At 69.8% G+C, this 19,313-nt stretch carries 16 protein-coding genes and 1 tRNA gene; 7 read left to right on the top strand and 10 right to left on the bottom strand.

Annotation, left to right across the window (positions count from 1 at the left end; translation table 11 throughout):
- Positions 1-154: 154 nt before the first annotated feature.
- From thrB to argS, 5 genes are read right to left on the bottom strand one after another with little or no spacing between them, the layout of a single operon-like run.
- Positions 155-1,060, bottom strand: a complete 906-nt coding sequence (gene thrB / locus H976_RS0121420) for a homoserine kinase (protein WP_027863196.1) — start codon at positions 1,058-1,060, stop codon at positions 155-157.
- A 1-nt stretch (position 1,061) separates the two neighbouring features.
- Positions 1,062-2,126 (bottom strand): threonine synthase, encoded by a 1,065-nt coding sequence (thrC, locus tag H976_RS0121415; protein ID WP_027863195.1) that lies wholly within the window; start codon positions 2,124-2,126, stop codon positions 1,062-1,064.
- The gene (locus tag H976_RS0121410) at positions 2,123-3,430 is read right to left on the bottom strand and encodes a homoserine dehydrogenase (protein ID WP_027863194.1); all 1,308 of its coding nucleotides are present in this window, start codon (positions 3,428-3,430) and stop codon (positions 2,123-2,125) included. Before H976_RS0121410 ends, thrC begins: the two co-directional genes overlap by 4 nt.
- 17 nt (positions 3,431-3,447) lie before the next feature.
- The gene (gene lysA, locus H976_RS0121405; protein WP_027863193.1) at positions 3,448-4,851 is read right to left on the bottom strand and encodes a diaminopimelate decarboxylase; all 1,404 of its coding nucleotides are present in this window, start codon (positions 4,849-4,851) and stop codon (positions 3,448-3,450) included.
- A 4-nt stretch (positions 4,852-4,855) separates the two neighbouring features.
- Positions 4,856-6,547 carry an arginine--tRNA ligase gene (gene argS, locus H976_RS0121400; protein WP_027863192.1) on the bottom strand — a complete coding sequence of 564 codons (1,692 nt, stop codon included), beginning with the start codon at positions 6,545-6,547 and terminating at the stop codon, positions 4,856-4,858.
- A gap of 74 nt (positions 6,548-6,621) precedes the next feature.
- On the opposite strand from argS, the gene H976_RS0121395 reads away from it, so the two are divergent.
- From H976_RS0121395 to H976_RS0121385, 3 genes are all read left to right on the top strand, one after another.
- Positions 6,622-6,694 (top strand) — tRNA-Arg (locus H976_RS0121395).
- A gap of 407 nt (positions 6,695-7,101) precedes the next feature.
- Positions 7,102-11,055 carry a multifunctional oxoglutarate decarboxylase/oxoglutarate dehydrogenase thiamine pyrophosphate-binding subunit/dihydrolipoyllysine-residue succinyltransferase subunit gene (locus H976_RS27845; RefSeq protein WP_051277426.1) on the top strand — a complete coding sequence of 1,318 codons (3,954 nt, stop codon included), beginning with the start codon at positions 7,102-7,104 and terminating at the stop codon, positions 11,053-11,055.
- A gap of 4 nt (positions 11,056-11,059) precedes the next feature.
- Positions 11,060-11,239 carry a DUF6104 family protein gene (locus H976_RS0121385; protein ID WP_027863191.1) on the top strand — a complete coding sequence of 60 codons (180 nt, stop codon included), beginning with the start codon at positions 11,060-11,062 and terminating at the stop codon, positions 11,237-11,239.
- Positions 11,240-11,302: 63 nt separating this feature from the next.
- On the opposite strand, the gene H976_RS0121380 is transcribed toward H976_RS0121385, so the two are convergent.
- Positions 11,303-11,482 carry a hypothetical protein gene (locus tag H976_RS0121380; protein ID WP_027863190.1) on the bottom strand — a complete coding sequence of 60 codons (180 nt, stop codon included), beginning with the start codon at positions 11,480-11,482 and terminating at the stop codon, positions 11,303-11,305.
- 83 nt (positions 11,483-11,565) lie between these two features.
- Here H976_RS0121380 and H976_RS0121375 point away from each other — a divergent pair, with 83 nt between their 5' ends.
- Together H976_RS0121375 and H976_RS30490 are read left to right on the top strand one after the other, a co-directional pair.
- The gene (locus H976_RS0121375; protein WP_036227639.1) at positions 11,566-12,534 is read left to right on the top strand and encodes a helix-turn-helix domain-containing protein; all 969 of its coding nucleotides are present in this window, start codon (positions 11,566-11,568) and stop codon (positions 12,532-12,534) included.
- A 24-nt stretch (positions 12,535-12,558) separates the two neighbouring features.
- Positions 12,559-13,137: an acetoacetate decarboxylase family protein gene (locus tag H976_RS30490; protein WP_196804175.1), complete on the top strand. Its 579-nt coding sequence runs from the start codon at positions 12,559-12,561 to the stop codon at positions 13,135-13,137.
- On the opposite strand, the gene H976_RS27840 is transcribed toward H976_RS30490, so the two are convergent.
- The 3 genes from H976_RS27840 to H976_RS0121355 are packed head-to-tail and all read right to left on the bottom strand — an operon-like array spanning position 13,119 to position 15,683.
- The gene (locus H976_RS27840; RefSeq protein WP_051277274.1) at positions 13,119-13,391 is read right to left on the bottom strand and encodes a hypothetical protein; all 273 of its coding nucleotides are present in this window, start codon (positions 13,389-13,391) and stop codon (positions 13,119-13,121) included. The genes H976_RS30490 and H976_RS27840 overlap by 19 nt on opposite strands.
- Before the next feature lie 28 nt (positions 13,392-13,419).
- Entirely contained in the window at positions 13,420-14,547 is a 1,128-nt protein-coding gene (locus H976_RS0121360; RefSeq protein WP_027863187.1) for an acyl-CoA desaturase, read from the bottom strand.
- Positions 14,548-14,573: 26 nt separating this feature from the next.
- Entirely contained in the window at positions 14,574-15,683 is a 1,110-nt protein-coding gene (locus tag H976_RS0121355; protein WP_027863186.1) for a ferredoxin reductase, read from the bottom strand.
- A gap of 132 nt (positions 15,684-15,815) precedes the next feature.
- Between H976_RS0121355 and H976_RS0121350 the strand changes: the two genes are divergently transcribed.
- Positions 15,816-17,024, top strand: coding sequence for an amidohydrolase family protein (locus H976_RS0121350; protein WP_027863185.1), 1,209 nt, complete (start codon positions 15,816-15,818; stop codon positions 17,022-17,024).
- A gap of 55 nt (positions 17,025-17,079) precedes the next feature.
- Positions 17,080-17,748: a TetR family transcriptional regulator gene (locus tag H976_RS27835; RefSeq protein ID WP_036227637.1), complete on the top strand. Its 669-nt coding sequence runs from the start codon at positions 17,080-17,082 to the stop codon at positions 17,746-17,748.
- Here H976_RS27835 and H976_RS27830 read toward each other — a convergent pair.
- Positions 17,745-19,232, bottom strand: coding sequence for an MDR family MFS transporter (locus tag H976_RS27830; protein WP_051277272.1), 1,488 nt, complete (start codon positions 19,230-19,232; stop codon positions 17,745-17,747). The genes H976_RS27835 and H976_RS27830 overlap by 4 nt on opposite strands.
- Positions 19,233-19,313: the final 81 nt, after the last annotated feature.

Here is a 19,313-nt window from a genome sequence, read left to right as displayed (position 1 = left end):
GCGACGCCGCCAGCTGCATGGGTGGTAACCGATCCTCAGGGAGGAACCCGGACATGGGCATGTCGGGATTCCCCTGCGGGAGGTGGTCGGCTTTGCGTCGAATGTCGTCGGCTCCGGAAGATGCTCAACCGAGAGGCCGGGCGTGACGCTCCGCTCAGATTAGCACGCGGGCTCCGGGCCCACCGACAGACTGCGTGGATGTCTGCCAGCCGTTCGGAGCCAGGCTGTCGACCTCGTCGGCGTCCGGTGTCACGCCCGCGGCGATGAGGGCGAGCACGGTCGGGCCGGCCCCCGAGACGACCGCCGGAACCCCCTGCGATCGCAGGTCGGCGAGCAGGGCGATCGACTCCGGCATGGCCGGCTCACGCTGTCGTTGGTGCAGGAAGTCCTCGGTCGCGCGGAGCAACATCGTGGTCTCGCCACCCAGCGCCGCCACCAGCAGCGCGGCACGTCCGGCGTTGGCGGCGGCCTCCGCGTGGGGCACCGTCTCGGGGAGCAGGCCGCGCGCCAGGTCGGTGCGCACGCCGTACGGCGGGACGAGGACGACCGCCGAGATGGAGGGGTCGACGGGAACCTGCTGCGCCCACACCACCTCACCTGCCTGTCCGCAGATGACGAACCCACCCAGGAGGGCCGGCGCCACGTTGTCGGGATGCCCCTCGAGCCGGTTGGCCAGCAGCAGCGCCGCCTGGTCATCGAGCATCGCGGCGCCGTCGGCCACGAGAGCACGCGCGAGCACGATCCCGCCGACGATGGCGGCCGAGGAGGATCCCATGCCGCGGCTGTGCGGGATCCGGTTGGCACAGGTGAGCCGCAGACCCGGCGGCTGCTCCCCCATCAGCTCGAACGCTGCCCGCATGGCTCGTACGACGAGGTGGGACTCGTCGCGGACGACGTCTGCTCCCTCCCCTTCGACGGTGACCTCGAGGCCGGAGCCGAGCACCTCACCGACCAGGGTGTCGCTCAGCTCGAGGGCGAGGCCGAGGCAGTCGTAGCCGGGCCCGAGGTTGGCGCTCGTGGCCGGGACCTCGACGGTGACCGGTCCGTCGACGAACGCCATCTCAGCCCAGCCCGGCCGCTGCCGCCGCCGCGTCGACGTCGGGGTCGCAGACGGTGTCCACGAGGTCGGTGAAGCTGGAGAGGGCGGTGTCGATGTCCTTGAGCCCGTGTCCGGTCACGGTGACCACGACCTGCTGTCCGGCGTACCGCACTCCCTCGCGCGCCTCCAGCAGCAGCCCGGCGATGCCGGCGGCGGAGGCGGGCTCGACGAAGACGCCGTCGCGGCTGGCGAGCTCGGTCTGGGCGGCGAGGATCTCGGAGTCGCTGACGGCGCGGAACTTGCCGCCGGAGGAGTCGGCGGCCTCCATCGCGAGGTCCCACGAGGCCGGGTTGCCGATGCGGATGGCGGAGGCCACCGTCTCGGGGTCCGGCACCGGAGCGCCACCCACGAGAGGTGCCGCGCCCTCGGCCTGCCAGCCGCGCATGACCGGGAGCTTGGTGGAGTCGCCGGCCTGGTGGGCCTCGCGGTAGCCGAGCCAGTACGCCGAGATGTTGCCGGCGTTGCCGGTCGGCAGCACGTGCACGTCGGGGGCGTCGCCGAGGAACTCGACGATCTCGAACGAGGCGGTCTTCTGGCCCTGGAGGCGCATCGGGTTCACCGAGTTCACCAGCGCGACCGGGTAGTGCTCGGCCAGTCCGCGCGAGATGCGCAGGCAGTCGTCGAAGTTGCCGCGCACCATGATCACTTGGGCGCCGTGCACGATGGCCTGGGCCAGCTTGCCGGCCGAGATCTTGCCCTGCGGCACCAGTACCAGCGGCTTGACCCCGGCGCGGGCGGCGTAGGCCGCCATCGAGGCCGAGGTGTTGCCGGTGGACGCGCAGACCACCGCCTCCGCACCCTGGCCGACGGCCACGGACAGGGCCACGGTCATGCCGCGGTCCTTGAAGGAGCCGGTCGGGTTGTCGCCCTCGACCTTGAGCCAGACCTCGGCGCCGGTGAGGTGCGAGAGCCAGGCCGAGTCGACCATCGGGGTGCCGCCCTCACGCAGGGTGATGGTGGGGGTGCCCTCGGGGATGTCGAGGCGGTCGCCGTACTCCTCGAGCACACCCATCCACGGCCCACTCATTCCTGGTCGCCCTCCACGCGCATCACCGAGGAGACCTCGCGCACGTTGGCGAGACCCTGCAGGTGGGCGACGGTGGCGGCCAGGTCGGCGTCGCTGGCGCGGTGCGAGACCACCACGAGCTGCGCGTCGTCGCCGCGTCCCTCCTGCCGCACGGTCTGGATGGACACGTCGTGCTCGGCGAAGACCTGGGCGACGGTGGCGAGCACGCCCGCCTTGTCGTCGACGTCGATCTGCACGTGGTAGCGCGTCTGGGTGCGCCCCATCGGCAGCACCGGCAGGTCGGCGTACGACGACTCCCCCGCCCCGCGGACGCCCTCGAGCCGGTTGCGCGCGACCGTGACGAGGTCGCCCAGCACGGCGCTCGCGGTCGGGGAGCCACCGGCGCCGGGACCGTAGAACATCAGCTGCCCGGCGGCCTCGCTCTCCACGAAGACCGCGTTGTAGGCCTCGCGCACGCTGGCCAGCGGGTGCGTCCTCGGGATCATCGCCGGGTGCACGCGGGCGGACACGGCCGGACCGTCGGGGCCGTTCTCCAGGGCGCAGATGGCGAGCAGCTTGACCACGCAGCCCATCTCGGCGGCGGAGGCGACGTCGCTCGCAGTCACCTCGGCGATGCCCTCGCGGTGGACGTCGGCGGCGGTGACCCGCGTGTGGAAGGCGAGGCTGGCCAGGATGGCGGCCTTGGCGGCAGCGTCGAAGCCCTCGACGTCGGCCGTCGGGTCGGCTTCGGCGTAGCCGAGCTCCTGGGCCTCCTCCAGCGCCTCGTTGAAGCCCGCGCCGGAGGAGTCCATCCGGTCCAGGATGAAGTTGGTGGTGCCGTTGACGATGCCGAGCACCCGGGTCACCTGGTCGCCGGCGAGCGACTCCCGCAGCGGTCGCAGGATCGGGATGGCGCCTGCCACGGCTGCCTCGTAGTAGAGGTCGCGACCCGCCTTCTCGGCGGCCTCGAACAGGGTGCCGCCGTCCTCGGCCAGCAGTGCCTTGTTGGCCGACACGACGCTGGCGCCGTGCTCCAGCGCGGAGAGGATGAGTGTGCGGGCCGGCTCGATCCCGCCGATCACCTCGACGACGACGTCGACGTCCTCGCGGGAGACCAGCTCCTCGGCGTCGGTGGTGAACAGGTGCTCGGGCAGGTCGACGTCGCGCGGGATGCCGAGACGGCGTACGGCGACACCGACCAGCTCCACGGGCGCGCCGACGCGGGCCGCGAGATCGTTGGCCTGCTCGTGCAGCAGCCGGGCGACCTGGGAGCCCACGACACCGCAGCCGAGCAGCGCGACTCGCACGCTTGTCTTCTCATTCATCGAGATCAGTGTTCCATTCACGCTTCGGGGGCGGCGTCGAGTCTCAGGAGGTCGTCCAGCGTCTCCCGGCGTACGACGACCCGCGACTCGCCGTCCTTGACCGCGACGACCGGCGGCCGGAGGGCGTGGTTGTAGTTGCTGGCCATCGACCGGCAGTAGGCACCGGTGCCGGGCACGGCCACCAGGTCGCCCGGGGCCACGTCGCCGGGGAGGAACTCGTCCTTGACCACGATGTCGCCGGCCTCGCAGTGCTTGCCGACCAGCCGGGTCATCAGGGCAGGGGCGTCCGAGACCCGGTTGGCGAGCGTGCAGGAGTAGTCGGCGTCGTACAGCGCGGTGCGGATGTTGTCGCTCATCCCGCCGTCTACGGACACGTAGGTGCGCACCGCTCCGCCGTCGAGCTCGACAGCCTTGACGGTGCCGACCTCGTAGACCGTGCACACGGCCGGGCCGGCGATCGCGCGACCGGGCTCGACGGAGAGCCGCGGCACCTCGAGGTCGCGGGCGCGGCACTCGTCACGCACGATCTTGGTCATCTCGGTGGCCAGCTGCGCCGCGTCGGACGGGTCGTCCTGGGTGGTGTAGGCGATGCCGAAGCCACCACCGAGGTCGAGCTCGGGCAGCTGCACCCCGATCTCGCTGGAGATCTGGGCGTGCAGCTCCAGCACCCGACGCGCCGCCACCTCGAAGCCCGAGGAGTCGAAGATCTGCGAGCCGATGTGGGAGTGCAGGCCGAGCAGCTCGAGTCCTTCGGCGGCGCGGATCTGGCGTACGGCGTCGAGGGCGTCCCCGCTGCTGATCGAGAACCCGAACTTCTGGTCCTCGTGGGCGGTGGCGATGTACTCGTGGGTGTGCGCCTCGACGCCTGCCGTCACGCGCACCATCACCCGGGCGGTGCGACCGAGCTCGCGGGTGACGTGCGCCAGCCGGTCGATCTCGTGGAAGGAGTCGACGATGATCCGGCCGACCCCGAGCTCGACGGCCCGCTCCAGCTCGGCCAGGGTCTTGTTGTTGCCGTGGAAGCCGACCCGCTTCATCGGGAAGCCGGCCCGCTCGGCGACGGCGAGCTCACCGCCGGAGCAGACGTCGAGGTTGAGTCCCTCCTCGTCGATCCACCTCGCGACCGTCGTACACAGGAACGCCTTGCCGGCGTAGAAGACGTCGCAGCCTGCGAACCCGTCGCGGAAGGCCCGGGCCCGGGCCCGGAAGTCGGCCTCGTCGAGGACGTACGCCGGTGACCCGTGCTGCTCGACCAGGTCGGTCAGCCGCACGCCACCCACCTCGAGCACCCCGTCGACCTTGCGTGCGGTCTGCGACCACAGCTCGGGCACCAGCGCGTTGACGTCGCCGGGCTCGCGCAACCACGCCGGCCCCCGGACCGAGACGGCGGCGTGCGCCCAGCCCGCTTCGTGAGCACGCACTGTCTTACATCCGCTCCGGTGCCGAGACGCCGAGCAGCGCGAGGCCGTTGGCGAGCACCGTCCGCGCGGCGACTGTCAGCACCAGCCGGGCCTCGTTGACCGGCGCCACCGGCTCGTCGCCCTTCGGCAGCATCCGGCACTCGCGGGTGTCGTACCACCGGTTGAAGATCGCCGTCGTGTCCTCGAGGTAGCGCGCCACCCGGTGCGGCTGGCGCAGCTCGGCGGCGGTGGCCACCACGCGGGGGAACTCGGCCAGCGCCCGCAGCAGGTCGCCCTCCCGCTCGTGGGACAGCAGCGACGGGTCGAAGCCAGACGTCAGGTCGGGGAGCGACATGCCGAGGTCGGCGGCGTTCTCCATCATCCGGCAGGTGCGGGCATGGCCGTACTGCACGTAGTAGACGGGGTTGTCGTTGGAGGCCTTGGTGATCTCGGCGACGTCGAGCACGAGTGGCGAGTCCGCCGGGTAGCGGGCCAGCGAGTAGCGCAGCGCGTCGACGCCGATCAGGTCGACCAGCTCCTGCAGCGTGACCATCGTCCCGGCCCGCTTGGAGAGTCGCAGCTCCTCGCCGTCCTTCATGATCTTGACCAGCTGGCCGATCAGCACGTCGAGGTTGTACGACGGGTCGTCGCCCGCGCATGCCGCCATCGCCTGCAGCCGCCGGACGTAGCCGTGGTGGTCGGCGCCGAGCAGGTAGACGCAGATGTCGAACCCGCGAGCCCGCTTGTCGAGGTAGTAGGCGGTGTCGGAGGCGAAGTAGGTCAGCTCGCCGTCAGTGCGGATCAGCACCCGGTCGCGGTCGTCGCCGAAGTCGGTGGTGCGCATCCAGAGCGCGCCGTCCTCGTCGAACAGGTGTCCCTGCCCTCGCAGGTTCTCGATGTTCTCCACGACCGCGTTGTTCTCGTGCAGCGACCGCTCGGAGAACCAGACGTCGAAGTGGGTCCGGAACGCCTCGAGCTGCTCCCGCTGCTCGCGCAGCTGCAGCGCGTAACCGGCCTCCCGGAACGCGACCACGCGCTCGTCGGGGGGCAGGTCGAGGATCGCGGGGTTCTCGGCGACGACCTGTTGGGCCAGGTCGTGGACGTACTCGCCGTGGTAGCCGTCGTCCGGGACGGGCTGACCCAGCGCCGCCGCCTCCAGCGACGCCCCGAACAGGTTCATCTGGTTGCCGCGGTCGTTGATGTAGAACTCCCGCGACACCTCCGCGCCCGCGGCAGCGAGCACCCGGGCGATCGCGTCACCCACCACCGCCCACCGGGTGTGGCCCAGGTGCAGCGGCCCGGTCGGGTTGGCGGAGATGAACTCCACGTTGATGCGGGTGCCGGCGAGCGTCTCGTTCTGGCCGTACGCCGCGCCGGCGGCCACCACGTCGGCGGCGACCTCACCCTGCGCGCCGGCCTCGACGGTCACGTTGAGGAAGCCGGGACCGGCCACCTCGACGGCGCTGATGCCCTGGGCCGCGCGCAGCTGCTCGGCCAGCAGCTCCCCGAGCGCACGCGGGTTGGTGGCAGCCCCGTCGACCAGCGCCTTCTTGCCCAGCTGGAGCGCCACGTTGGTGGCGTAGTCCCCGTGTCCCTTCTGCCGCGGACGCTCCACCGTCACCTCGGTCGGGACGCCGTCGGTGAGGGTGAGACGACCGTCGTCCACGAGCGCGGTGAGCGCCTCGACGACGGCGGCGGAGAGCTGGGCGGGATTCACCGCCCCAGCGTATCGGCGCTCCTCGGTTTCCTTCGCGGGGATATCGGCCGGTAGTCTTCGCGGCGCGCCAGCAAGCCTCCGTAGCTCAGGGGATAGAGCACTGGTTTCCGGTACCAGGTGTCGCAGGTTCGAATCCTGCCGGAGGCGCTCCACCAGCCCACGACCGAGCCCTAAGGGACCGAGCCCTAAGGGATAGAGGCTCTGCCGATCTCCGGTACCAGGTGTCGCAGGTTCGAATCCTGCCGGAGGCGCTCCACCAGCCCACGACCGAGCCCTAAGGGATAGAGGCTCTGCCGATCGCCGGTACCAGGTGTCGCAGGTTCGAATCCTGCCGGAGGCGCCAATCGAACGACGCAACAGAGTCCAGGGGGATAGAGGCTCTCCCGCACTCCGGTACCAGGTGTCGCGGGTTCGAATCCTGCCGGAGGCGCTCCGAACGTGATGCTCGCTACACCACGCCCGATTCGGGCTCCTGCCCTGCGGTTCTCCCACCGTGGGGACTAGCCTTGACGACGTACTCATACACACGCGTGTCGGAAGAGGCGAAACTGGCCGTGCCAGAGTCAGGCGAAGACAGCTCGAGGTCCGGGTTCGGGGCCAACGAATGGCTCGTTGACGAGATGTACGAGCGCTACCAGAAGGACCCCCACAGCGTCGACAAGGTGTGGTGGGACTTCTTCGGCAAGGACCAGCGGGCTGCCTCGGGGGCGTCCTCCTCCGCCGGCTCGACGACCTCTTCCACGCCCTCCTCCTCCAACGGCTCCTCCAACGGCTCCTCCAACGGTTCGGTCAAGGAGTCCACCGGTGCACCCAAGCGGCGCCCGGAGAAGAACACCTCGGAGCCGCAGCAGAAGTCAGCGCAGTCGACCGAGAAGAAGCCCGAGGCGAAGCCCGCCGCGAAGAAGGAGAGCACGACGAGCACGACGAGCACGTCGAGCAAGGACACGTCCGGCTCCAAGCCCAGCACCAAGCCCAGCACCAAGCCCACCGCCAAGAAGGCCGACGAGAAGGCCGGCGACAAGGCCGGCGACAAGGCCGGCGACAAGGCCGGCGACAAGGCCGGCGACAAGGCCGGCGACAAGGCCGGCGCCAAGGCCGGCGACAAGGCCGGAGAGAACGCCGAGGCGGTGGCCGACGAGCCGACGTACACCGTGCTCAAGGGTGCCCCGGCCCGCACCGTGGCCAACATGGACGCCAGCCTGACCGTCCCGACCGCCACCAGCGTCCGGTCGGTGCCGGTGAAGCTGCTGTGGGACAACCGGATCGTCATCAACAACCACCTCGCCCGCGCACGCGGTGGGAAGGTCTCCTTCACCCACCTGATCGGCTACGCACTGGTCAAGGCCCTGAAGTCGATGCCGGAGATGAACGTCGGGTTCGACGTCATCGACGGCAAGCCCACCCAGATCACCCCGGCGCACGTCAACCTCGGCCTCGCCATCGACCTGCCGAAGCCTGACGGCACCCGGCAGCTCCTGGTGCCGAGCATCAAGGCCGCGGAGACGATGGACTTCGCACACTTCTGGACCGCCTACGAGGAGCTCATCCGCAAGGCCCGCAGCGGCAAGCTCGCTGTCACCGACTTCCAGGGCACCTCGATCAGCCTGACCAACCCGGGCACGATCGGCACCAACCACTCGGTGCCGCGCCTGATGAAGGGGCAGGGCGCGATCATCGGGGTCGGCTCGATGGAGTACCCGCCCGAGTTCCAGGGCGCCTCCGAGGAGACCCTCACCCGCAACGCGATCAGCAAGATCATGACGCTGACCTCGACCTACGACCACCGGGTGATCCAGGGCGCGCAGAGCGGTGAGTTCCTCAAGCGGATGCACGGCCTGCTGCTCGGCGAGGACCACTTCTACGACGAGATCTTCCGGGCGCTGCGGATCCCCTACGAGCCGATCCGCTGGTCCTCGGACATCTCCACCAACCACGACGACGAGATCAGCAAGCAGGCGCGCATCCTCGAACTGATCCACGCCTACCGCGTGCGCGGCCACATGATGGCCGACACCGACCCGCTGGAGTACCGCCAGCGCAGCCACCCCGACCTCGAGGTGGAGTCGCACGGGCTGACGCTGTGGGACCTCGACCGCGAGTTCGCCACCGGCTCCTTCGGCGGTGAGCGCCGGTTCATGAAGATGCGCTCGATCCTCGGCATCCTGCGCGACTCCTACTGCCGCACCGTCGGCATCGAGTACATGCACATCCAGGACCCTGAGCAGCGTCGCTGGATCCAGGAGCGCGTCGAGCAGCCGCACCAGAAGCCGCCCCGCGAGGAGCAGCTCCGCATCCTGCTCAAGCTCAACCAGGCCGAGGCGTTCGAGACCTTCCTGCAGACCAAGTTCGTCGGCCAGAAGCGGTTCAGCCTCGAGGGCGGCGAGACGACGGTCCCGCTGATCGACGAGATCTGCGAGGCGGCCGCCGAGGACGGGCTCGACGAGGTCACCATCGGGATGGCCCACCGCGGCCGGCTCAACGTGCTGGCCAACATCGTCGGCAAGAGCTACAGCCAGATCTTCCGTGAGTTCGAGGGCAACATCGACCCCCGCACGGTGCAGGGCTCCGGCGACGTGAAGTACCACCTCGGCGCCGAGGGCGAGTTCATCGCCGACTCCGGCGACAAGATCAAGGTCTCCGTCGCGGCGAACCCCTCGCACCTCGAGGCGGTCGACCCGGTGCTCGAGGGCATCGCCCGCGCCAAGCAGGACGTGCTCAACCAGGGCGAGGCCTTCCCGGTGATGCCGCTGCTCGTGCACGGCGACGCTGCGTTCGCCGGCCAGGGCGTGGTCGCGGAGACCCTGAACCTCTCCCAGCTGCGTGGCTACCGCACCGGCGGCACCATCCACGTGGTCGTCAACAACCAGGTCGGCTTCACCACCTCGCCGGCCGCCTCTCGCTCGTCGCTCTACTGCACCGACGTGGCGCGGATGGTGCAGGCACCGATCTTCCACGTCAACGGCGACGACCCCGAGGCCTGCATCCGCGTCGCGCGGCTCGCCTTCGAGTACCGCCAGGCCTTCAACAAGGACGTCGTCATCGACCTGGTCTGCTACCGGCGTCGTGGCCACAACGAGGGCGACGACCCGTCGTACACCCAGCCGCTGATGTACGACCTGATCGAGCAGAAGCGCTCGGTGCGCAAGCTCTACACCGAGTCGTTGATCGGTCGCGGCGACATCACGCTGGAAGAGGCCGAGCAGGTCCTCAAGGACTACCAGCAGCAGCTGGAGCGGGTCTTCACCGAGGTGCGCGAGGCGACCAACGTCCCCGAGTCGTGGACGACGGTGCCGGACTACCCGGAGAAGATCCACGAGGACTTCACCACGGCCGTGCCGATGGAGACGGTCAAGCGGATCGCCGACGCCTACGTGAGCGCGCCCGACGGGTTCACCGTGCACCCCAAGGTGCTCCCGCAGCTGCAGAAGCGCGCCGCGGCGATGACCGAGGGCCCGATCGACTGGGGTGCCGGTGAGATCCTCGCGCTCGGTTCACTGCTGATGGACGGCCGGCCCGTGCGACTGGCGGGTCAGGACTCGCGCCGCGGCACCTTCGCCAGCCGGTTCGCCACGGTCATCGACCGCACCAACGCCAACGAGTGGACGCCGCTGGCCAACCTGACCGAGGACCAGGCGCAGTTCTACGTCTACGACTCCCTGCTCTCGGAGTACGCCGCCCTCGGGTTCGAGTACGGCTACTCGGTGGCTCGTCCCGACGCGCTGGTCGCGTGGGAGGCGCAGTTCGGTGACTTCGTCAACGGCGCCCAGACCGTGATCGACGAGTTCATCACCGCCAGCGAGACCAAGTGGGGACAGTCCTCGGGCGTCGTACTCCTCCTGCCGCACGGCTACGAGGGCCAGGGTCCCGACCACTCCTCGGCCCGCATCGAGCGGTTCCTCACCATGGCGGCCGACGACGCCTTCGTGGTGGCCCAGCCGTCGACGCCGGCCAGCTACTTCCACCTGCTGCGCCGGCACGCCCTCGGCGACGAGCACCGGCCGATGATCGTGTTCACCCCGAAGTCGATGCTGCGCCGCAAGGAGGCCGCCTCGAAGCCGGTCGACTTCACCGAGGGCACCTTCCGGCCGCTGATCACCGACGACGTCGTCGACCCCGAGAAGGTCGACACGCTCGTGCTGTGCAGCGGCCGCATCACCTGGGACCTGATGGTGCAGCGCGGCCAGCAGCAGGGGGACTCACCGACCACGGCCATCACCCGGATCGAGCAGCTCTACCCGCGTCCCGAGGAGGAGCTGAAGGCCGAGATCGCGCGGTTCCCGAACCTCAAGGACATCCGTTGGGTCCAGGACGAGCCGGCCAACATGGGTCCGGCCCCGCACCTGCGGCTGAACCTCTTCGACAAGCTCGACCGCCCGGTCCAGGTGATCTCGCGTCCCGCGTCCAGCTCGCCGTCGGTCGGCCAGCACAGCCGGCACGTGGAGGAGCTCAAGGGGATCATGAGCCAGGCCTTCGAAGCGGTCCGCGGCTCGGTCGAGGAGGGCTACTAGATCGGTGTACTTCACCGACCGCGGCATCGAGGAGCTCCAGACCAGGCGCGGTGACGAGGAGGTCACCCTGGCCTGGCTGGCCGAGCGCCTCCAGGAGTTCACCGACGTGCACCCGGAGTTCGAGACTCCGGTCGAGCGGTTCGCCACCTGGCTGGCCCGCCTCGACGACCCCGACGACGACTGAGCCCGGACGTCATACGAATCGGCTGTTATGGCGACCGCAACGTATGACCTCCCTGACCGGCGCTCAGTGGGCCGGACGAGCGACGTCGAGGTCGTGGCGCACGCGCCACAGGTCGGCCTCGCGGTCGAGCTCCGAGCCGAACGGCAGGCCGGGCTGGCCGGCGTTGTGCCGGTTGTTGCGCTCGAGGAGAGCTGCGATCCCGGCGATCATGGCGACGAGGATGAGGGCTGCGAAGATGGTCATGGCAGTAAGTTTGCTCCCCTGTGTTTCCTGCCACCAGTGGCAGCATTGACACTCTCCGCATACTTACTGCCATACTGTCGGACATGGCTCTTTCCACAGTCGCCGTCGTGGTGCCGCAGCGGCCCGGTTTCTTCGAGCTCGGGGTGGTGCAGGAGGTCTTCGGGGTCGACCGCACCGAGGACGGGGTGCCCGCGATCGACTTCCGGGCCTGCTCGGAGAGTCCCGGCGAGCCGATCGCGTTGGACAACGGGATCACCCTCACCGCGCCGTTCGGGCTGGAGGCGGCCGAGGACGCCGACCTCGTGATCGCACCGGCCTACGACTACGCCACCCCGCCGTCCGAGGCCTTGCTCGACGTCTTCCGTCGTGCACACGCGCGCGGCGCCTGGGTGCTCTCGGTGTGCTCCGGCGCGTTCCTGCTCGGCGAGGCCGGGCTGCTCGACGGCCGCGCGTGCACCACCCACTGGCGGCACACCGACGAGCTGAAGCGGCGCTTCCCCGAGGCGAGCATCGACCCCGACGTGCTGTTCGTCGAGGACGACCGGGTCATCACCAGTGCCGGCACCGCCGCCGGCATCGATGCCTGCCTGCACCACGTCCGCTGCGAGCTCGGCGCCTCGGTCGCCAACCTGATCGCCCGCCGGATGGTGGTGCCGCCCCAGCGCGACGGCGGCCAGCGCCAGTACATCGACCTGCCGGTGCCCAACTGCAGCGCCGACAGCCTCACGCCGTTGCTGACCTGGATGCGCGAGCACCTCGCCGAGGACCAGCCGGTGCGCCTGCTCGCCAAGCGGGCTGCGATGTCGGAGCGCACCTTCGCCCGTCGCTTCGCCGCCGAGACCGGGACCACCCCGGGCAAGTGGCTGTTGGCCCAACGCCTGCACCACGCCAGGACGCTGCTGGAGAGCACCGACCTGGCCGTCGAGACGGTCGCCTCGCGCGCCGGGTTCGGGTCGGCCGCGCTGCTGCGCCACCACTTCGGTACGGCGGTCGGAGTCGCGCCGGCCGAGTACCGCCGTACGTTCCGCACTCCGGACGTGCGCGCCGGGTAGCCGCCTGCTCACTACCCTCGCGCCATGACCTATCCCCCGGCGCCGTGGAACATGCACGGCCAGCTCTGGTTGTCGTTGTTCCGCGTACGCGAGGGGGACCATCCCGACCGGCCAGCTGGGGTGTACGGCGCCGCGCTCGTCTCCTACGAGCGACCGAGCCCGCTGACCTACTCCGAGCTCCTCGTCGCCCGACCCGTCGGGAAGAGGGTCACCATCACCGACATCTGGGTCGACTCGGCGGACTCGCGTGACGGCGGCCGCGAGCTCTGGGCGATCCCGAAGGACCTCTGCGACTTCCGTCTCGACAACACCGGCAAGCGGGTGCAGCGCACGTCGTGGACGGCCAGCCTCGAGGGGCGTCCGATCGCCCGCGCCCGCTTCAGCGACGTCTCCCACGCGACGCTGCGCACTCCGTTCAAGGGCGCCACCAGGCAGGAGCGCGAGAGTGGCGAGGAGGTCGTCGCCACGCTGGCCGGCAGCGCCAAGGTGCTCCCGTGCCGGGGCACCTGGGAGTTCAACGAGGCGGGACCGCTCGCCTGGCTGGCAGGCAAGCGGTCCCTCGCGTCGTTCCGGATGGCCGACTTTCAGATGTCGTTCGGCTGAGCCTCGTCGATCTCGTCTGTCTCGTCGACCTCCGCGCGTACCTCGTGGTCGCGGGAGGCACGACGCGTCGACTCACGGATCTCGAAGAGCTCCGTGGCGAAGCCGCCGATCGCCCGGCCGATGTCGCCCACGGCACCGGTGATGATGGTCGTCACCGTGCCGACGGTGTGCGTGGCGGCCGTGAAGGTCTCCTGCACGGCGTCCTTGCGGATCTCGGCGCGACTGAGCCGGTCGCGGTCGGGTCCTCGTTCCATGGGTCCAGTCTCCCTCAACCGGTGATGCTCAGGCGGCCAGGGTGACCGGCTGCTCCGCCTCCGGCCCGGGACGCGGAGCCCGCTTGCCCGGCAGCGCGAGCCGGAAGATCTTCTTCGCGACGCTGCCGAGCTGCCTGTGCAGCGGACCGGTCGTGTACTCCAGGCCGTAGCGCCCGCAGATCTCGCGCACCTCGGCGGCGATCTCGGGGTACCGCCGGGCCGGCAGGTCCGGGAACAGGTGGTGCTCGATCTGGTGCGACAGGTTGCCGCTCATGATGTGGAACAGCTTGCCGCCGCTGATGTTGGCCGAGCCGAGGACCTGCCGGTAGTACCAGTGACCGCGCGACTCCTCGCCGTCCTGGTCCTGGCACTCCTCCTCGGTGAACGTCTCGGCGCCCGACGGGAAGTGGCCGCAGAAGATGATGTTGAACGCCCAGATGTTGCGCACCAGGTTGGCCGTGGCGTTGCCCGCGAAGGTGAGCGGGAACAGCGGACCGGTGAGCGCCGGGAACAGCAGGTAGTCCTTGAGCGCCTGGGTGCGCACCTTGCGCATGATCCCGGCGTGCAGGGCCTTGTTCTCCTCGAGCTTGCGGGTGCCCTTGACGATGTTCTCGACCTCGAGGTCGTGCATCGCCACCCCCCACTCGAAGAACACCATCAGCAGGAAGGCGTAGAGCGGGTTGCCGAGGTAGTAGGGGTGCCACTTCTGGTCCTCGTCCATCCGCAGGATGCCGTAGCCGATGTCGCGGTCCTTGCCGAGGATGTTGGTGAACGTGTGGTGGATGTAGTTGTGGCTGTACTTCCACTGCTCGCTCGGGCAGACGTTGTCCCACTCGTACATGCGCGAGTTCAGGCCGGGGTCGCCCATCCAGTCGTACTGGCCGTGCATGACGTTGTGGCCGATCTCCATGTTGTCGAGGATCTTGGAGACGCTCAGCGCAGCGACGGCGAGCGGCCAGGCCGGCGGGAGGTACATCAGGGCGCGACCGGCGACCTCGAGCTGACGCTGCTTCTTCACGATGCCGCGGATGTACGCCGCGTCCTCCTCGCCGAGGTCGGCGATCAGGCGCTGACGGATGGCGTCCATCTCGTTGCCGAACGCCTCGAGCTGTTCGGGGGTGAGCCTGGCGTTGGTGCTGGTGGTCCTGGTGGTCATGGTGTCTTCCTTTCGTTGGAAGCGGATCAGAGGTCGACGGCGCAGTCGCCGACAGGAGCGCTGACGCAGATGCGGATGTCCTCGTCAGGAAGTGCGGACTCCTCGCCGGTGAGCACGTTGCGGACGGTGCCTTCGGTCTTGCGGGACACGCAGGAGAAGCAGATGCCCATCCGGCAGCCGAACTCTGGGCTCAGCCCCTGCGCCTCGGCCTGCTCGAGGATCGAGTCGCCGGTGTTGGTGGCGGACGCGCCCGACCGGGTGAAGCTGAGGTCCCCCTCGACCGAGCCGCTGGCCGCCCCGACCGCGGTGGAGAGCTTGAAGAACTCCGAGCGCAGCCGCGGCGACTCGCCGTACGCCTCGTGGATGAGGTGCATCATCGGCGCCGGTCCGCAGGCCCACGTGTCGGTGTCGCGGTACGCAGGCACCAGCCGGGCGAGCGACTCGGCGCTGAACACCTCGTCCCCGAACTTCAGGTGCACGTCGACGTGGTTGTCCTCGAACTGCAGCCGACGCAGCTCGTCGGCGAAGATCAGGTCCTCCTCCGAGCGGGCGTAGTGCAGGAAGGTCACCTTGCGGTTGGCCTTGCCGTCGTACCCGTCGCGGAGCAGGGTGCGGACCTGCGACATCACCGGGGTGATGCCGGAACCGCCCGAGATCATCAACAGGTGGTTGTTGGTCGGGGTGGCAGGGCTCTCGGTGAGGGTGAAGTCGCCCTGGGCCTGGCTGAGGTGCAGGATCTGGCCGGGCTCGGCCTCGCGGACCAGGAACCGGCTGACTCGCTGCTGACCCGGCTTGGCCTCGTCGTGGGCCCGGACGGTGATGGTGAACCGCTCGCCCGGGTCGGACTCGGCCGAGGAGATCGAGAAGCACCGCGTCGTACGCCGGGCGCCGTTGATCTCCACGCCGACCTGGACGTACTGGCCGGCACGGTGCCCGCGCCAGGTGCTGGTGGGCTGGAGGGTGAGGGTGGCCACCGGGTGCTCGCCGGAGGTCTCGCGGGTGATGTCGACGACGCGGGCCCGGACCTCGGTCGCCGCCCACATCGGGTTCACCAGCTCGAGGTAGCGGTCCACGCTGTGCGGCGCCGTCAGCGCCGCCAAGGTGCGGGAGCCGAGAAGTCTCTGAGTGATCGTCATGCCAGGTCTCCCTCCACATTTTCAGTGAACATGTGTTCACTCAAAATCATGGTGGGGTCGGCCGGCAGGGTCAAGGCGATCCCCGCGTGACGCCCGCCACCCACGCGGGCAGTGCGACTAGCCTCACGTCCCATGACCAGAACTGTGTTCACCGGCGGCGTGGTGTACGACGGCACGACGGCTGCTCCCGCCGAGGGCGACGTGGCGGTCGAGGACGGCCGCATCGTCGAGGTCGGACCGGGCCTGGACGGCGACGAGGCCGTCGACTGCTCCGGCGCGTTCGTCTCACCCGGGTTCTTCGACTGCCACGTCCATGTGGTGATGGACAACCCGAGCTTCGTCGAGATGATCGAGCAGCCGTTCAGCCTTCAGTTCTACAAGGCAGCTGCGAACCTCGAGAAGACCCTCGCTGCCGGCGTCACCAGCGTGCGCGACGCCGGTGGTGCCGACCTCGGCGTCAAGACCGCCGTGCAGCGCGGTCTCATCCCCGGACCGCGGATGCAGATCTCGGTGATCATGCTCAGCCAGACCGGCGGCCACGGTGACGACTGGAGCGTCTGCGGCGCCGAGATCCCCGTCTTCCTGCCCCACCCGGGCCGCCCGAGCGGAGTGGTGGACGGACCCGACGAGGTGCGCAAGCGGGTGCGCGAGCTGGTCCGTGCCGGCGCCGACGTGATCAAGGTGGCCACCAGCGGTGGCGTGCTGTCGTCCTCGAACCCGCACCACGGCCAGCTCCGCGACGCCGAGATCGCCACCATGACCGAGGAGGCCGCCGCCGCCGGCATCCACGTGATGGCCCACGCGCAGGCGGCGGCCGGCATCAAGGCCGCGCTGCGCAACGGCGTGCGGTCCATCGAGCACGGCATCTTCCTCGACGACGAGGCCATCGAGCTGATGCTGCAGCAGGGCGCCTGGCTGGTGCCGACCCTGCAGGCGCCCCGCGCGGTGATCGCCGCTGCCGAGTCGGGGGCCTCGATCCCCGCCCAGCAGGTGGAGAAGGCACGGATGCTGACCGCGGTGCACGTCGATGCCGTGCGCCGAGCCCACGACGCCGGCGTACGCATCGCCATGGGGACCGACGCCGGCGTCGGCGCCCACGGCACCAACCTCGAGGAGGTCGAGCTGATGGTGGGCGCCGGCCTGTCGCCGCTCGAGGCGCTCCACGCCACCACCGCGTCGGCGGCCGAGCTGCTCGACGTCGCCGACGACCGGGGCACGATCAGGCCCGGCCAGCGCGCCGACCTGGTGGTCGTCGACGGCCGCCCCGAGGACGTCGCCGGGCTCGGCGGGCGGGTGCGGGCGGTCTACCTCGACGGCGCCGAGGTCAGCCGACGCCAGTGAGGTGGTCCCGGTGCACGACCGTCCACCGGATCGCGCTGGAGGCTACCCTCGGTGGATGGTGCAGTCCGTGAGCCGACCCGCCGTCCCCGTCGCCGGGGTGGCTGACGAGGGCCGGAGCGAGTCCCGTGGGGAGCGCAAGGAGCGCACCCGACGGCACATCCTGGACGCCGCCCTCGACCTCTGTGAGGACAGCAGCCTGGTGGCCCTGTCCCTGCGCCAGGTGGCCAAGGAGGTCGGCATCGTGCCGACTGCCTTCTACCGTCACTTCGACTCGATCGAGGATCTCGGGCTGGCCCTGGTCGAGGAGTCGTTCGTCTCCTTGCGGGAGATGCTCAAGGACGTACGCCGCAGCGACCCGACGTACCGCACCATCATCGACAGCTCGGTGAGGGTGCTCGGCGAGCACACCATGGCCCAGCACTCCCACTTCGCCTTCATCTCGCGCGAACGGGTGGCGGGACCTCCCGCGGTGCGCGAGGCGATCCGTCACCAGATCGACTTGGTCGAGCGCGAGCTGGCCACCGACCTGGCTCGTCTCACCGATCCGGCGCACTGGTCAGCCGAGGACCTGCGCGTGCTGTCGAACCTGATCGTCACCCTGATGGTGGGGGCGACCGAGACCATCGTGAACGCCCGCCCCGAGACCCGGCCGGCGATCCTGGAGACCGCACGCACCCAGCTGCGGATGATGCTCGTGGGCGCCCTGCGCTGGAGCTCGCGCTAGCTGGCGCACTCCACGGACTCGGGGTCCACCTCGGGGACCATCTCGAGGTCCATGCCCGCCTCGGGCCCGCCCGCGATCCGCGCCGGGAGCAGCGCCACCAGGCCGAGCACGACCACGCACAGGAGCGCGGAGACCGCGAAGGCCCACTGCATGCCGTTGAGCTGGGCCGCCACCGGAGCGACGCCGTCACCGATCTGCGAGGCAGTGCGCGTCGACATGATCATCACGACCAGGGCGGTGCCCGTCGCACCGGCGACCTGCTGCAGGGTGCCGAGCAGCGAGCTGCCGTGGGAGTACAGGTGCGGCGGCAGCACGCCCAGCCCCATGGTGAACAGCGGCGTGAACAGGGCGGCCAGGCTCACCATCAGCACGACGTGCACGATCAGGATCTGCCACGTCGGGGTCTCGGAGCCGAGGAACGCGAGCAGGGTCATCGCGGCCAGCAGCCCGGTGGCACCGGGGAGCACCAGCACGCGAGCGCCGTAGGTGTCGTAGACCCGGCCGACCCTGGGACCGAGCAGTCCCATCGCCAGACCACCCGGCATCACCAGCAGGCCGGTGGCGAGCGGGGTCATGCCGCGGACGTTCTGCAGGTAGAGCTGGAGCAGGATCATCGAGCCGAGCATCGCCATGAACGCGATCGACATCGCGCCGAGCGAGATCGAGAAGACACGCAGCTTGAGGGTGCGCAGGTCGAGCAGCGGCTTGTCCTCGCGCTGGAGCACCAGCTGGCGACGGACGAAGGCGGCGATGCCGAGCACGCCGATGGTGAGGGCGGCGTACGCCGTGGTGTGGTCACCGGTCGCGCCGATCTCGCTCAGGCCGTAGACGAGGCTGCCGAAGCCGATCGCGGAGATCAGCACGCTCCACCAGTCGACGGTGCCGGGCACGGGCTCGCCGACGTCGCGCAGCCGACGCAGGCCGAGGATGCCGATGCCGGCCGCGATCGGCAGCACCACCAGGAAGATCCAGCGCCACGACAGGGACTGCAGGACCACGCCGGAGACGGCCGGGCCGAGGGCCGGCGCGACCGACATGGACAGGGTGACGTTGCCCATCACGCGGCCGCGGTCGTGCACGGGGACGACGGCCATCAGGGTCGTCATCAGCAGCGGCATCATCACAGCGGTGCCGCTGGCCTGCACGACCCGCGCGACGAGCAGCACCGGGAACGACCAGGACAGCGCGGCCAGCAGGGTGCCGGTGCAGAACGTGGCCATGGCCAGCCCGAAGGCAAACCGGGTGGTCACGCGCTGGAGGAACCAGCCGGTGATCGGGATGACCACCGCCATGGTCAGCATGAACGCCGTGGAGAGCCACTGCGCGGCGCTGGCGTCGACCTGGAAGTCGTCCATCAGCCGCGGGATGGCGTTGATCATGATCGTCTCGTTGAGGATCACCACGAAGGTGGCGCCAACCAGCCAGCGCAGCACGCCGTAGTCGGGGGCGGCGTCGCGCTCCTGGAGTGCCGGAACGGCGTTCATGTCGGGTCCTCACTGCTCGAGATCGGTGGACAGGGTCTCTTGTGTGGGGAGGTCCCTGCAAACCAATAAGACCGGTCGGCA

Origin of the sequence: Marmoricola sp. URHB0036 (assembly GCF_000426045.1) — a bacterium.
Classification (GTDB): domain Bacteria; phylum Actinomycetota; class Actinomycetes; order Propionibacteriales; family Nocardioidaceae; genus Marmoricola.
This window is presented reverse-complemented; position numbering and strand designations above follow the sequence as displayed.